The organism is Roseibium aquae (assembly GCF_008711285.1).
Taxonomy (GTDB): domain Bacteria; phylum Pseudomonadota; class Alphaproteobacteria; order Rhizobiales; family Stappiaceae; genus Roseibium; species Roseibium aquae.
In genome coordinates this window covers 496,524-510,987 of record NZ_VXDC01000001.1, presented here as the reverse complement: position 1 = coordinate 510,987, position 14,464 = coordinate 496,524, and the positions used below count along the sequence as shown (strand labels likewise).

The window sequence follows — 14,464 nt, the reverse complement described above, 5'->3', positions numbered from 1 at the left end:
TTCGCCCAGCGGTGCGCTCGCTACAGCGAGATAACAAGGGGACAATTTCGGATGTATATTGAATGCTTCAACTGCAGTAATCCCAATATTTTTAAATAAAAACCCTAAATTCGAGATATTTTACTTATTTTTTTAGGTGAATATAGGTTTATCAAGATCGTTTAAAAGAATTTTCACGATAGAAAATTTGGCGGGACGCCCCTTCCCATTTGGGGATTTTGACGTAGCCAAGTCCGTGGTTTTTGAGCGCTGAGCCGCGATCATTCGATACGCGCAAAACCACCACATCCAAACACCGAGACACGCCGTCCTCGTGGGTGTCGAAAGGACCCGATCCGTCATGAGCAAAATGTTTTCTGGCCTGGGCTTGATGAAGTCCGCCAATTTTGAGGCAACCGGTGTTCTGGACGCCCTTCCCACAGCCGTGATGACATGTGACATCAAGGACTTCCGCATAGATTACGCGAACCGGGCGTCCATCGAACTGCTGCGCACGATCGAGCATCTGCTCTCGGTCTCGGCGGACACGATCGTGGGAACGTCGATCGACGTTTTTCACAAGCATCCGACACATCAGAGGCGTCTGTTGGCGGACGCAAAAAACCTGCCGCACGAAGCCAAAATCAATCTCGGGGAAGAGGTCCTCGAATTGAACATCTCGCCGCTCTTTGACTCGAAAGGGACCTACCACAAGGCTGTTCTTGTCTGGAATGTCATCACCGAAAAGGTGAAAGCGGACCGCGAGGCGAAGCGGCTCTTGCAGATGATCGACAAGATGCCGATCAATGTGATGACCTGTGACCCGGACACGTTCAAGATCAATTATGTCAATGAGACGAGCATCAAAACGCTCCAACCGCTCGAGGAACATTTGCCCATTCGCGCGTCCGAGCTTCGGGGCCAGTCCATCGACATCTTTCACAAGAACCCGGGACACCAGCAACGGATCCTGAAGGACCCGTCAAAGCTCCCCTGGCGGGCGAACATCAAACTCGGTCCCGAGTATTTGCGCCTCGACATTTCGGCGATCATGGACGACAGCGGCGGGTATCTTGGCCCCATGCTGACGTGGTCGGTGATCTCGGATCAGGTTCAAGTCGCCGAACAGGTAACCGGTGTGGTTGAGGCCATGAACGGCATTGCCGACGGCCTGACCCATACCGCCGGGGAGATGATCACAATCGCGGACTCGGCCAAGAGCCAGGCAACCTCGGTCACCTCCGCTGCCGAAGAAATGACGGCCTCGATTTCCGAAATCTCAAACCGTATGGACGAAGCGGCCAAGATTTCCCGTGATGCGCTTAACCGGGCCCAGTCGGCGGCCGGGCAAATCAGCACACTCAAAGCGGCGTCCGAGCAAATCGGGTCCGTGATGGCAACAATCCAGGCCATTGCCGATCAAACCAAGCTGCTGGCGCTGAATGCGACGATCGAAGCCGCCCGCGCCGGAGATGCGGGACGCGGATTTGCGGTTGTCGCAGCGGAGGTGAAGGAACTCTCCGAGCAAACAACGCGCGAAACAGACCAGATCGGCGCCCAGATCGAGGCCATGCAGAAGGAAACCACCGAGGCGCTGACCGCGATCCAGTCGATCATGGGTGTGATTGCCAACATGGACGAGCATTCGGCCGCCGTCGCCGCCTCCATGACCCAGCAGCACGCCGCGGCCCAGGAAGTCGCGCGGGCGATTTCCGGAGTGACGCACGCCAGCGAGACAACCACGGTGCACGCGCGCGGCGTTCGTGAGATTGTCGCCCAGGTTGACGGTATCAAGCAGTCGAACTCGCAGATCGAAGCGTTCTTGCGCAGCCGCTGACCCTGCGGAGAATGGCGGCAGGTCGCCGGCCACGCGGCAAGCGTGATGTATGCCGGGCCGGGCCTTGTCGAAGGTCAGTCCCCGAAACATCCGGACAGGCACAGCCCGTCCGGATTGGCCCTCAGGACCGGGCTTCGAGAACCAGCTTGCCGTCCTTGTCTGAACCGATCAGGCTGGCCTTTATCCGCTTTTTCTTGGATTGCCCGTTCAGGCTGTTGACCACGACCGATTGCGGCACCTCGGCCTTGCTTCGCGCGGCATCCAGCAGCGCGGCATAGCTTCTGGGGTGAAGCAACGTTTCGGTGATCGGTTGAGCGTCAATGGTTTCGGTCGACAGGTGATAGGTTTTCATGGCGGCGGTGTTCGCGGCCAGGATCATCCGGTTCTTGATCGACACCACCAGCATGGGCGCGCTGCACAACTCGAAAACCTTGGCAAAATCGACATCGCCGCCAATGTGTCCGGCGGAAAACAGGACACCGCCGATGCTTCCGCCAATGCGGAAATACATGGCATCGTATTTCAGGTCGAGGCTATCGGAATTGGCGAGCAGGAATTTGCCCCGCCCCGTGGCGCTGGCACGGCGCGTGAGGGCGGCGATGGCCAATGAAACAATCGTCCGCCCGACCCTGTTCTGGATATGGGCGATGTTGCGGCCGAGGATCATACGCGCATCCTCGATCTGGAAGTTTTTCACGAAGCCGTCGCTGGCGAACCGCACATAGCCGAAATTGTCGATCAGCAGGACAATCCGGCTCGAACTTTGCACGAAATGCTGCAGGATGGGCGCAAGTCCAAGCACGATCTGGCCAGGATTGCCATCGTCCTCGCCGAGGGACGGAAAGCAGATGGCAAGCATGCGGCCATCGGGCATCTCGTAGCGATAGGCCATCAGGGGAATACCGGGAATGCGGTGGTCGGGCCCGCCCCCGACGTCAAAGGGGCCCGCTTTCCCGTCCCGCACGGCCCCCTGGATCAGACGCAGGATGTTCTTGCGGTCTTCAGGTGTCAGCAGGCGCAGTGCCTCGGTCGAGGGAGCCTGTTGAAGGTCCTTGATTTCGCTGTCGAAACTCTGTGATCCGTTTTCGTTCCAGATGATCGTCTTGCGCTTGATATCGGCAAAGAAAAACTGCAGTCCGGCGAGCGACAACGCAGGGAAAACGGCGCCATCTCCAGCCGGTGCGGAGGTCTCGATATCTCTTGCCGTTTTTTCGGGTGTTGCGCGCGTTTTAGCTGCGTCGATCGTCATGCCGCCTACTCGAAACACATGGATCTGGATGGAAGTATCCGAGTGGCAGAGTAAACGCACAAACACTGAGAGTTTATGAAGACAACCGGTCCAATTTGCCCCGCTCCGGATTTCTGAAACAGCTCAACCACCCGGCCACAATCCTGTCACGAAATGAGTCCCCTGTGGCCCGAATCCGGTCCGCATCCGGTCCAAATGGCTTGTCAGTGTCTTTTTCAGATCAACACGAGAGACAGCGGCCATGACGCAAGCCAGACGGTTTCGATCCAAGAGAATGAGTGATTTGATCCCGGTTCTCACTGCAACGGGAATTGCGACCGTTTTGGTGCTCTTCACCGCGACCGACCTCGTGTTTGCCGAAAGACTGGTGCTGGCGGGACTGATCGCGTTGCTGTTCGGCATGGGAACCTTGACGCTTCACCTGGCGAAACGCGCCGGCAGTCTGGTCTTTCCCACAGAGCCCCGCCGATCGCTTCCCGCCGTCCGCGCCTCACGGCAGGCGCCCACCGAGCAAACGTTGTAACATGGCAGGAGGCGGAACAATGCCGGTCTTCAAGGATCCCAACCGCATCGCGCCGGACAAGACCGGTGTTCGGCAACTCCTCGCCGCCATTGGATTGGGGCTTTTTCTGGCCCTCGCCCTGATCGGCGCAGCCGCCTTGGCAAATGCGGACAGTTTCAAACCGGCCCCGGCCGGTTCGGCCCTTCCGCAGATCACCGAACCCGCGGTGGACGCACCCGGTCCGCGCAATTCGTGAACCCGGTTTGCCCAAGCCCGCTCCAAGCAGGCCCTTGGCCAAAAACGACCGCCGCGCTTCCCGGATCTGCAAGCCCGGTTCCCGGCCTTGACAAAACTCATTGCACAGATGCCCCGCCACCCGGAATAGTGGGGAAACGAACAGCCTGTGCGCACCAGAAGAAGTCGCGGAAAACGCCAGCTTGCTGTTGCAAGCCCAGTCTGTTCGACCGATAAAAGCACCCTTTCCGGGAGATATTTCATGGCCGTCGACCTCACCCTGTCCGCTGACACGATCCGCATGTTCGCACAAAAGGCCCGCGCGGCGGCGACAGCCCTCGAGGATACGTTCGAAGATGGGCATGACGGCGAGATCGAATTCGATGAGCAAACGCTGACCGATGGCCATCATCACGACGGTTTGGCCGAAGAAGAAGCCGACGACATGTCGGAAGAAGAACTCCGCGAGTTGATCGAGGACTTGAATGTCGATGAGGCCGCGGAACTGGTCGCGGTCACATGGATCGGACGCGGAGACTTCGAGGCCGGCGATTTCGAGCAGGCCGCACAAGAAGCGCGCGAACGCGCCGAAGGATCGACGGCGAAATACCTTCTCGGCATGCCGATGCTGGCGGACTATCTGGAAGCCGGACTCGACGCGTTGGAGCTTTGAAGCCCCCCGATCTGTCAACAGCAGGGCACTCGCCTCTGGATAATGGGCTTAACTTCTCGTAAACCTCTTTTCGCGGCGCGGGAATTGGGCCACCCTCCTCACCTTGGAAGTGGTTTGGACCTGCTCGAGGAGGGCTAGAACCCATGCTTCAAAATGATCCAAAATCCGATGGGCTGGCTTCGGACCGGCCCTCCCCGTGGCCGATCGTTGGCGGGGCAATGGCTGTCGCGGTCGTTTTGAGCTCGCTTGTGCTTGCCTTTGCCAACTGACAAACGACGGAAGTTCCACGCCCCTTGGCCCGCACAAAAAGGCTTGTCGCACTTGATGGCGCCCGTGGCATCGCCATCATCGCGATGGTTGTTTACCATTTCTCCTGGGACCTGAGCTGGTTCGGCCTGGTCGGCTGGCCTGTCGCCACCGGCTCCGGATGGCGGGCATTCGCCGGTGGCATCGCCGCCAGTTTCTTGTTCTTGTCCGGCGTGACGCTGGTCCTGGCCCATGGCACCGGGATCCGCTGGAAAGCGCTCGCCAGAACAAAGCTGGTTTTGCTGTTCGCGGCCGTAGGGGTCAGCCTTGGCACCTACTTCGTCTTCGGCGACAGCTTTGTCCGTTTCGGCATTCTTCATGCGATATTCCTGAGCGGCCTGCTTGCGCTTCCCCTGCTTCAGGCACCCTGGCTGATCAGCCTTGCCGCATCCGCCGTGATGCTCACGCTGCCGCTGTGGGCGGGCAGCTATGTCTTTAACGGTCAGGCTTGGCTTTGGACCGGCTTGGGGACGCCCGATTTCGGCAGCGTCGACTATGTTCCGGTGGCGCCGTGGAGCGGCGTTCTGTTTCTGGGTGTCGCCGTTGCGCAAAGTCCGCTCTGGCGGCGGCTGCGGCCCCGCCTGGCGGGCATTTCCATGGAGACCCGGGCCGGACGCGGGCTGCGGATGCTGGGCCGCCGGTCTCTTCTCATCTATCTCGTGCACCAGCCAATTCTATTCGGATTATTGTATCTGCCCATCTGGATCGGTGTCCTGCCAGATCGCGCGACCACCCAGTTCAAGACCTCCTGCACGCAAAGCTGCCAGCGCACCGAGGGCGCCGCGCTTGACTGCGCGGCCGCATGCCAGTGCACCATCAGCGGCCTGAAGGCAGCCGGCACGTGGGAGCCCCTGCTGGACGACCCGTTCGATCCTGGATTGCGGGCCGCCATGAACGAGCAGTACGGGCTGTGCCTCGCCGACCAAACCGGGTCCGGCCCCGGCCGGTGAATCAGAACAGACGCTCCGCTCTTTCGATCCGGTGCAGGGCAAACCGGCCGAGCGGCGCTGCAGGGTCCATCGCGTCCGCCTGACCGAGGGCCCAGAGCGCCGAGACCACGTCGCAGACCGCTTTCATGGCCTGAACATCCGCCTCGCCGACCGGCGCCCCACCCGTCTGTCGATATGCGGCCAACAGCGTCCGCTCCTCCTCGGCGGTGTAGTCGAGTTCCAGCACCGCATAGGAAAGATCCCACGCCGGCGGCCCCATAGCCGAATACTCCCAGTCGATCAGGACCGGCCCGTCCGGTGTCAGAAGGCAATTGCCGGGTATGATGTCCCAATGCGACGGCACGAAAACCGAGGACCCCGCCGCTCCCTTCCCCTCCACACGTGTGGCCAGGCGCTCAAGCCGTTTCAAGAGACCCTCAGGATCCGGCCGCGCGCGCACCAGAGCGCGCAACCGGGCAATCCAGGGCGCGAGTTCCCGGCGATTGGCAAACTGAAACCGCGCGCCATGAAGGCGGCTCAAGACCTCGCCCAACTGCGCAGGCTCCGGCCGGCCGGGCGTCCCGGCCACCTCCGGCAGAAGCAAAAGACCCCTGCCCGGATCCGCGAACAGGGGCGCGGGCGTCAGGCCAATGCCGGCCGCCAGACGCAGGTTCTCCAGTTCGGCCCAACGGTCGGTCAAGGCGGGTCGCCCGGCATGCGGCAGCCTCAGCACAAAAACGCCACGCTCCGAAGTGAGCCGGAACACCTGATTGCTCAATCCGGGCAGCCGTTGGACCGACACAATGCCCCCGGTGATGCCGGCCAGATCCGGGCACTTGGCAAAGGCCCGCCCGACGGCCTGTGCATCCGGGCAATCCTGCGGCGCACGGCCCCCCGGCGGGGCACCTGAAGCGATCATGATCGGTGTCCCGGTCACGCAATCGGTCCCAGCATCTTCTTGGGATCGACGATTTCGTCGAACTGCGCCCCGCTCACATAGCCCAGATCCAGACAGGCCTGCCGCAGGCTGAGATCATGTTCGAAAGCATGATGAGCCGCGTGACTCGCCTTGTCATAGCCGATCACCGGCGAAAGCGCGGTGACCAGCATCAACGAGTTCTCGACATAGGCGGCAATCTGTTTGGTGTTCGGCTCGGTGCCCTCGACCAGAAAATCGGCGAAATTGCGCGCACCGTCCCCCAGGATCCGGATGGATTGCAGGACCGCGTTGATCATCACCGGCTTGTAGACGTTCATCTCGAGCAGCCCCCCCGCGGCGGCCATGCCGACGGTCACGTCATTGCCCATGACCTGCACCGCCACCATGGCCAGGGCCTCGCACTGGGTCGGATTGACCTTGCCCGGCATGATCGAGGAGCCGGGCTCATTGGCCGGTATGATCAGCTCGTTGAAGCCGCAGCGCGGACCGCACGACAAAAGCCGGATGTCATTCGCGATCTTGTAGAGCGTCCCCGCGACAGTCTTGAAACTGCCATGCAGCGCGCTCAAGGCATCATGGCCGCCCTGGGTTGCGAATTTGTTGGGCGCGCTGCGGAACGGCAGCTCCGTCAGCGCCGCGATCCGCTCAGCCGCGCGTTCCGCGAACCCGACCGGCGCATTGATGCCGGTGCCGACCGCCGTGCCGCCCAGTGTCAGGGCATGGACATCCTCCAGCGCCCATTCGATGCGCCGGATCCCCTCGTCCAGCATCGCCACATAGCCGGAAAACTCCTGACCGAGCGTCAGGGGCGTCGCGTCCTGCATATGTGTCCGGCCAATCTTCACAATCTCCGCCCAGGCCTCGGCCTTGGCGTTCAACGCCGCGCTCAGATGCTTCAACCCTGGCAGCAAACGCTGCGTGGTGTGCATCGCCGCCGCCATGTGCATGGCGGTCGGGAACGTGTCGTTGGACGACTGGGACATGTTGACATGGTCGTTCGGGTGGACGGGCGTCTTGGACCCCATCTGCCCGCCTGCCATCTCGATGGCGCGGTTCGAGATCACCTCGTTGACATTCATGTTGGTCTGCGTGCCCGAGCCGGTCATCCAGACATGCAAGGGGAAATGGTCATCCAATTGTCCGGCGCTCACCTCCCCGGCCGCGGCCACGATCAGATCGCAGATCTGCGGCGGCAAGTGCCCGAGATCGCGGTTCACTTCCGCCGCCGCGCGCTTCAGGATGCCAAAGGCGTGCACGATTTCCACCGGCATCAGATCCGTGCCGATCGAGAAGTATTTCAGCGACCGCTGCGTCTGCGCGCCCCAATACCGGTCGCCGGGAACGTCGATGGCACCAAGGCTGTCCGTTTCGGTCCGCATATGCGTGTCTCCCGCTGTGATTGGGCCCAGACCCCAAGTTCGGGATTCTGACGGATTTCACAAGGGATCAAACCGGACAACCGTCCTTTCCCCGCCGCTCGCGCACCGGACCACAGGCGTGCATTTTCAAAAAACACACGCCGAATTGCGTAAACTTTGAATACCACCGCCCTGAATTTGGGCATCTATCCGAAATCGAATTCGGAAATTGTTAGAGTTTTCGGAACACTATTAACATTCATCACCGGATGAAAAACGCGGTGCACGACCTTTGGCCCGGACAATTATTGGCTTAGTTTCATGACAAACAGAGTTGCACGAACACTTTCCTTGGTTGGTCTTTTCTCGATCCGCAACTGGCCGATAAAAACACTGCTGCGAACCGGATTCGGCTTGATGTTGCTGTGCGCCATTGGCGTTGGGGCCGGTGGCCTGATGACCGCCAATCAGGTCGATACATCCGTGGCAGCCGCCTCGAAGGCAAGTGCCCTGCTTGGAACGGTGCCCGGCCTTTTGACCGGGGCCCACGAGTTCGAACAATCCGGTCAGCCGGAACTGGCGAACACCGTACGTGCCGATATCGGGTTGCTGTTCGGCCAGGCCACGGACCTTGCGGCCGACAGGCCCCAGGAAAGCGCGCGCTTGCAAACGATCGTCGCGGATCTGGAAAAAGGGTTCGACAGTTTTGCCGCCAACAGAATAGCGCGCGAAGGTATTGTCGCGGATCTCGACCAGATGACGAGCCGGGTTGTGGACGAGACGGCTTCGGCGTTCGACCAACTCAAAGCGCTTGAAATCAACCTCGCGGGCAAGGCGCTCCACAACGAGGGCCGGCGCAATAACCTGTCAAAAATCCCGCCCCGGCTGAGCGATCTTCAAATCGCGGTCGTGCTGGCCGAAAAGGATGCCGCCGCGTTCCTCGCCTCGCCCACCGAGGACCGGGCAAAGGCCCTGATCGATCTCGCGAAAGATGCCGAAAAAGACGTCAAGGCCGTTCGCAGGGCCATCAAGACGGACGAGGTGGACGAAGCCGCGAAATCCTACCTCAAGGCATCGAAGGCCTTTCAGTCTGCCGTCAAGGACATGGCCGGCCAGGAACCGCCGGCCGATGCGGAACCGGTCTGGGCCGACACGTTCGAACCGGCGGTCCGCGAGCTGGACAGACTGGCGCAAGCGATTGGCCAGGCCGCTGACAAGCCCATGGACGAACTGACCGAAGACCTGCGCGCCTTCGAACGCGGCACTGCCAGCCTGGCGCTGCTATCCACCTACATGCAGGGTTTTTCCCGTGAGGTGATCGGCAGCCGGAGCGCCTATGCGGATTATCTCACCAGACCCGGACAGGACGCGACCGACGCGTTCGCAGCCTACATGACCAAGGCGAAGGCCATTCTGGACACCCTGGAAGAGGTCCGTGCCGCAACGGTCAAGGAAACCCCCGAGAAAACCATAGCCGACCTGCTGACCGGTCCGTTGAACGACGCGGTGCGGAACGGCAATGAGCAACTCCCGAAAATCGAGGACGCCTTCCTGACGCTCGTGGCCGCCACCGAGGCCCAGATGGCCAGCGACCGGGCATTTTCCGCAGCTGCGGAAGACTTGACCCGGAGCGCGGTTGCGATCAGCGCCAGCGCGGGGACCGAAGCGGCCGCCGCGGCCAGCGCCGCCAAGACGCAGATTTCCCTGACCCTGGTGGTCGCCCTCATCCTTGGCGTGGCGCTGGCGCTGCTGGTGTCGTCGGCCATCATCCGTCCGATCCGGACACTGACCGCCGCCATGCTGAGCCTCAAGGAAGGCAACACGGAACTGGACCTGAGCTCCGCCGGCCGGAGCGACGAGATTGGCGACATGGCCCGTGCCATTGGCACTTTCAGCGCGCGCGAGAAGGAACGTTTGCGCCTGGAGCAGGAAACCCTTGTGAGCACCCGGGCAGCCCGCGAACGCCAAGCCGCCATCGACGCGCTGGTCGCGGAGTTCCGGCGTGATATCGAAACCGCGCTCGACGCCGTCAGCGGCAACATGAGGCAGCTTGACGAAACCGCCGAGCATCTGGCCGCCATCGCCCAGGCCACGACCACGCGAACCCAGGACGTGGGTTCGGCCTCGCGCCACGCCAGCGGCAATGTGCAAATGGTTGCGGCCGCCACCGAGGAACTGACAAGCTCGGTGCAGGAGGTCGGCCGCCAGGTGCGCAACACGCTCGACCAGGTGGAGGACGCAACGGGCCAGACCCGCCTGTCGAACGACCAGATCCGGGGCCTGTCCACGGCTGCGGACCGGATCGGCGACGTCGTGCAACTCATCCAGGCCATCGCCGCCCAAACCAACATGCTGGCCCTCAATGCCACCATCGAGGCCGCCAGGGCCGGCGAGGCGGGCAAGGGCTTCGCCGTCGTCGCGGCGGAAGTCAAGGAACTGGCGACCCAGACCTCGACCGCCACGGACGAGATTTCCAGTCAGATCGGCGAGATCCAGCAATCGACCGCAACCGCCGTCGATGCCATAGCCGCGATCATGACAATGATGGAATCGGTCAATGAAACGGCGGCGGCCATGGCCGCCTCGGTCGATCAGCAGGGCAGCGCGACGTCCGAGATATCCGCCAATGTGACGGAAGCCGCGCGGCAGACCAGCAGCGTCACGGACACGATGGACGCCCTGGCCGAAGGGTCCGGCCAGACCAGCGATTCGGCGCGAAAAGTGGAACAGATCAGTGACGAGGCAACGCGCCAGCTCGCAAGCGTGACCTCCCGGATCGACCGCTTCCTCCAGGACGTCGCGGCGGCTTAGTAGGTGCACGCTTAAAACAGCAGGCACCGGGCGGTTGGGTGGCGCTTCAGGCACGCAACGGGAATCTCCAGGCGGTCACCTTCGGGCAGGAGCCCCGGGGAAAAAATCAAGTGACAGGTTCTGTCAGGAAACCACTTGCTTTCCTGTAGCAGCCCCCTTTCCTCCCGCCCGGACTCGGACCATATTGCCGCCCATGAGCAGCAAGACGTCCAAATCCGCCCCGGCCGACGCGGAGATCGATCCGGACACGCGCCAGCCCGGCGGGTTTGGTGAGGCGCCGCAAAAGCCCCTCTCCGGCGCGCCCCTCTCCGGCCCGATCAGCGATTGGGCCCAGGAAATCGAGGGGCAGATCGCCGAGGAAGCGGAAAAGACACCTCCCAAATCCAAGTCGAAGATCAAGGATCCGGCGACGGCGGAGGATCTGGCGCCCGGGGCGCCGGGCTCGGCGAGACGCACGGCGCGAACGTCGTCGAGGGAGCGCGAGCGGGCTGGCGGCGACGGGTCTGTTGCGGCGAATGTCGAGGAAGGCCGCAAGGCGAAGCTGTCGCCGAAGGGGGCGAAGGCGCGCGGCACAGCCGCCCCGGCGCGCTCATCGCGCGGAACGAGCATGGGCAAGGCAGACACGGCGCGCGAACGGGCCGCCGGCGGTCTTAATCCCGTGGCCGGCCTGGACATGTCGCTGGAGGAGGCCGAGGCGCTAGAAGCCAGGCTCAAGCAGCACAAAAAGGACAACAAGAAAAAATCCGCCGCCGACGGCCGCTATGGCGAACTGGGGGGCAACCAGGGCGCGACGGCCACCGTCGAGGCCCTGTCGGCGCTGATCGAAAGCGGCAACCCGCTGCACAAGAACGGCGAGTTGTGGGTGCCGCACCGGCCGGAACGCCCCGCCAAATCCGAAGGCGGCGTGCCGATCAGGCTCGCTTCCAGCTATGAGCCCAAGGGCGACCAGCCGACCGCGATCGCCGACCTGGTGGAGGGCATCGAGGCCGGAGAACAGACCCAGGTGCTGCTCGGAGTGACCGGGTCGGGCAAGACCTACACCATGGCACAGGTGATCGAGCGCACTCAGCGCCCGGCGCTGATCCTGGCGCCGAACAAGACGTTGGCCGCCCAGCTTTACGGCGAGTTCAAGTCGTTCTTCCCGGACAATGCGGTTGAGTATTTCGTCTCATACTACGACTATTACCAGCCGGAAGCCTACGTCCCGCGCACCGACACCTATATCGAGAAGGAATCCTCGATCAACGAGCAGATCGACCGGATGCGCCACTCGGCCACCCGCGCGCTGCTGGAACGGGACGACGTCATCATCGTCGCCTCGGTGTCCTGCATCTACGGTATCGGCTCGGTCGAGACCTACACGGCGATGACCTTCGCCATCGAGGTGGGCGAGCGCATCGACCAGCGCCAGCTGATCGCCGATCTCGTCGCCCTGCAATACAAGCGCAACGACGCCGCGTTCCAGCGCGGCACCTTCCGGGTGCGCGGCGACACGATCGAGATTTTCCCCGCCCACTATGAGGACCGCGCCTGGCGGATTTCCCTGTTCGGCGACGAGATCGAGGCGATCACCGAGTTCGATCCGCTGACGGGGCACAAATCCGGCGAGATGAAGTCGGTGAAGATCTATGCCAACTCGCACTATGTGACGCCGAAACCGACGCTGCAGCAGGCCGTCAAGTCGATCAAGGCCGAGCTAAGGGGCCGCCTCGAAGAGCTGCACGCCCATGGCCGCCTGCTGGAGGCCCAGCGGCTGGAACAGCGCACCATGTTCGATCTGGAAATGCTGGAGGCGACCGGGTCCTGCGCGGGCATCGAGAACTATTCGCGCTATCTCACCGGCCGCAAGCCCGGCGAGCCGCCCCCCACCCTGTTCGAATATCTGCCCGACAACGCCCTCGTCTTCGCCGACGAGAGCCATGTGACCATTCCGCAGATCGGCGCCATGTACCGCGGCGATTTTAGGCGCAAGGCCACCTTGGCGGAATACGGCTTCCGTCTCCCAAGCTGCATGGACAACCGGCCGCTGCGTTTCGAGGAATGGAACGCTATGCGGCCGCAATCCATCGCGGTGTCGGCGACCCCGGGCTCCTGGGAAATGGAAGAGGCCGGCGGTGTTTTTGCCGAACAGGTCATCCGCCCGACCGGCCTGATCGATCCGCCGGTGGACATCCGCCCGGCAACGTCCCAGGTCGACGATCTACTGGGCGAGGTGCGCGCGGTCGCCGCCAAGGGCTACCGCACGCTGGTCACCACCCTCACCAAGCGGATGGCCGAGGACCTCACCGAATACCTGCATGAAAACGGCGTGCGCGTGCGCTACATGCATTCTGACATCGACACGCTGGAGCGCATCGAGATCCTGCGCGATTTGCGCCTCGGCGCGTTCGACGTGCTGGTCGGCATCAACTTGCTCCGCGAGGGCCTCGACATTCCCGAATGCGCGCTGGTCGCCATTCTGGACGCGGACAAGGAGGGCTTTTTGCGCTCGGAAACCTCGCTGATCCAGACCATCGGCCGCGCGGCACGGAATGTGGACGGCAAGGTGATCCTCTATGCCGACCAGATGACCGGCTCCATGGAGCGGGCGATCGCCGAGACCAACCGCCGCCGCGACAAGCAGCTCGCCTACAACGCCGAGCACGGCATCACGCCCGAAAGCGTCAAACGCTCCATCGGCGACATCATGCAAAGCGTCTACGAGCAGGACCATGTCACGGTGGACGCCGGCTTTGCCGAAGAAGGGTCGCTGGTCGGCCACAATCTGAAGGCCCATATCGGCGATCTGGAAAAGCAGATGCGCGACGCCGCCGCCGATCTCGACTTCGAGACGGCCGCCCGTCTGCGCGACGAGATCAAGCGCCTGCAGGAAACGGAACTGGCCGTCGCCGACGACGCCATGGCCCGGCAATCGGATGTCGATGCGAAAACCGGCGGCTACCGGGGCGACAAGAAGTTCGGCGCCGGCGGCACCAAGGAAGGCGCATCCGGCAAGAAAAAGGAAACGGCGAAGGATAAGGCCATGGGCCGCGCCTCTGGCGCACCCGCGAACAAAAATGCAGCGGCCACGGCTAAATCAAAGGTTCACAAGCCCAGCCTCGACGAAATGACCGTCGGCCGCACCGAAGTGCCAATGCCCAAGGGCCCGCTGCCGCAAAAACCGGCACCCATCATCCAGGCAGAAGACGCTCCGCATCACACCCCGCGCGGCAAGATCGGCGTCGGATCCTATGAAGACCCGGTTGACGAAAAGCGGCGACGTGGGCGGCCGAAAAAGAGTGGGCGGCCGGGGCGGTGAGGTTTTGTCCCGGTTGTCATCCCCGCCCTGATAGCCTGCCCCGGACTTGATCCGAGGGGGATCCAATCCACAGGTCCGCACCGGCCCGAGGACAGTTCGCCCGTGCGGCCAAGCCGCTGCGCCGCGCCCCTTTTCCAACCCACGGGTGCCAATGGATCCCCGCACGGAGGCGGGGATGACGGCCAGAGGGTGGGGCGGGGCCGTGCCCATCCAGTGCCGTTCGGCGGATATGAGAACCCGGAAACGCACTCCACAAGGACGACTGAGTGTGGGGCGGGACGGTGCTTCCTCCCGCCGCTTTTCAGAAGAAGAGGCTCTGGGAGCGGTCCGGGGTGACGGCCGAGTGTT

11 protein-coding genes are annotated in these 14,464 nt (G+C 62.5%); 8 read left to right on the top strand and 3 right to left on the bottom strand.

Annotation, left to right across the window (positions count from 1 at the left end):
• Positions 1 to 340 precede the first annotated feature (340 nt).
• Complete coding sequence (locus F0184_RS02225; protein ID WP_150493997.1) at positions 341 to 1,816, top strand: methyl-accepting chemotaxis protein; 1,476 nt, start codon at positions 341 to 343, stop codon at positions 1,814 to 1,816.
• A 121-nt stretch (positions 1,817 to 1,937) separates the two neighbouring features.
• Here the strand turns inward: F0184_RS02225 and F0184_RS02220 are convergent, their stop codons facing one another.
• The gene (locus F0184_RS02220) at positions 1,938 to 3,065 is read right to left on the bottom strand and encodes a hypothetical protein (RefSeq protein WP_208998278.1); all 1,128 of its coding nucleotides are present in this window, start codon (positions 3,063 to 3,065) and stop codon (positions 1,938 to 1,940) included.
• A gap of 274 nt (positions 3,066 to 3,339) precedes the next feature.
• Here F0184_RS02220 and F0184_RS02215 point away from each other — a divergent pair, with 274 nt between their 5' ends.
• The 5 genes from F0184_RS02215 (at position 3,340) to F0184_RS02200 (ending at position 5,730) form a co-directional block, all read left to right on the top strand.
• Positions 3,340 to 3,588 carry a hypothetical protein gene (locus F0184_RS02215; RefSeq protein ID WP_150493995.1) on the top strand — a complete coding sequence of 83 codons (249 nt, stop codon included), beginning with the start codon at positions 3,340 to 3,342 and terminating at the stop codon, positions 3,586 to 3,588.
• 19 nt (positions 3,589 to 3,607) lie between these two features.
• The gene (locus tag F0184_RS02210) at positions 3,608 to 3,823 is read left to right on the top strand and encodes a hypothetical protein (RefSeq protein WP_150493993.1); all 216 of its coding nucleotides are present in this window, start codon (positions 3,608 to 3,610) and stop codon (positions 3,821 to 3,823) included.
• 240 nt (positions 3,824 to 4,063) lie between these two features.
• Positions 4,064 to 4,474, top strand: a complete 411-nt coding sequence (locus tag F0184_RS02205) for a DUF3775 domain-containing protein (RefSeq protein WP_150493991.1) — start codon at positions 4,064 to 4,066, stop codon at positions 4,472 to 4,474.
• A 143-nt stretch (positions 4,475 to 4,617) separates the two neighbouring features.
• Positions 4,618 to 4,743 (top strand): hypothetical protein, encoded by a 126-nt coding sequence (locus F0184_RS21000; protein ID WP_280176926.1) that lies wholly within the window; start codon positions 4,618 to 4,620, stop codon positions 4,741 to 4,743.
• Between the two features lie 24 nt (positions 4,744 to 4,767).
• Complete coding sequence (locus F0184_RS02200) at positions 4,768 to 5,730, top strand: heparan-alpha-glucosaminide N-acetyltransferase (protein WP_150493989.1); 963 nt, start codon at positions 4,768 to 4,770, stop codon at positions 5,728 to 5,730.
• 1 nt (position 5,731) lies between these two features.
• Here F0184_RS02200 and F0184_RS02195 read toward each other — a convergent pair whose 3' ends face one another.
• Together F0184_RS02195 and fumC are read right to left on the bottom strand one after the other, a co-directional pair.
• A complete protein-coding gene (locus F0184_RS02195; protein ID WP_150493987.1) occupies positions 5,732 to 6,646 on the bottom strand; it encodes a choline/ethanolamine kinase family protein in 915 nt (304 codons plus the stop codon).
• Positions 6,643 to 8,028 carry a class II fumarate hydratase gene (gene fumC / locus F0184_RS02190; protein ID WP_150493985.1) on the bottom strand — a complete coding sequence of 462 codons (1,386 nt, stop codon included), beginning with the start codon at positions 8,026 to 8,028 and terminating at the stop codon, positions 6,643 to 6,645. The genes F0184_RS02195 and fumC overlap by 4 nt, the downstream gene beginning before the upstream one ends.
• 300 nt (positions 8,029 to 8,328) lie before the next feature.
• On the opposite strand from fumC, the gene F0184_RS02185 reads away from it, so the two are divergent.
• Both F0184_RS02185 and uvrB read left to right on the top strand, forming a co-directional pair.
• A complete protein-coding gene (locus tag F0184_RS02185; protein WP_150493983.1) occupies positions 8,329 to 10,818 on the top strand; it encodes a methyl-accepting chemotaxis protein in 2,490 nt (829 codons plus the stop codon).
• Positions 10,819 to 11,011: 193 nt separating this feature from the next.
• Complete coding sequence (gene uvrB, locus F0184_RS02180) at positions 11,012 to 14,116, top strand: excinuclease ABC subunit UvrB (protein WP_150493981.1); 3,105 nt, start codon at positions 11,012 to 11,014, stop codon at positions 14,114 to 14,116.
• The last annotated feature ends 348 nt before the right edge of the window (positions 14,117 to 14,464 follow it).

What these genes read in the sequence shown, in the direction of transcription:
- F0184_RS02225 (WP_150493997.1), top strand. Translation starts at nt 341, where the DNA reads ATGAGCAAAATGTTTTCTGGCCTGGGCTTGATGAAGTCCGCCAATTTT.
- F0184_RS02220 (WP_208998278.1), bottom strand. Translation starts at nt 3,065, where the DNA reads ATGACGATCGACGCAGCTAAAACGCGCGCAACACCCGAAAAAACGGCA.
- F0184_RS02215 (WP_150493995.1), top strand. Translation starts at nt 3,340, where the DNA reads ATGAGTGATTTGATCCCGGTTCTCACTGCAACGGGAATTGCGACCGTT.
- F0184_RS02210 (WP_150493993.1), top strand. Translation starts at nt 3,608, where the DNA reads ATGCCGGTCTTCAAGGATCCCAACCGCATCGCGCCGGACAAGACCGGT.
- F0184_RS02205 (WP_150493991.1), top strand. Translation starts at nt 4,064, where the DNA reads ATGGCCGTCGACCTCACCCTGTCCGCTGACACGATCCGCATGTTCGCA.
- F0184_RS21000 (WP_280176926.1), top strand. Translation starts at nt 4,618, where the DNA reads ATGCTTCAAAATGATCCAAAATCCGATGGGCTGGCTTCGGACCGGCCC.
- fumC (WP_150493985.1), bottom strand. Translation starts at nt 8,028, where the DNA reads ATGCGGACCGAAACGGACAGCCTTGGTGCCATCGACGTTCCCGGCGAC.
- F0184_RS02185 (WP_150493983.1), top strand. Translation starts at nt 8,329, where the DNA reads ATGACAAACAGAGTTGCACGAACACTTTCCTTGGTTGGTCTTTTCTCG.
- uvrB (WP_150493981.1), top strand. Translation starts at nt 11,012, where the DNA reads ATGAGCAGCAAGACGTCCAAATCCGCCCCGGCCGACGCGGAGATCGAT.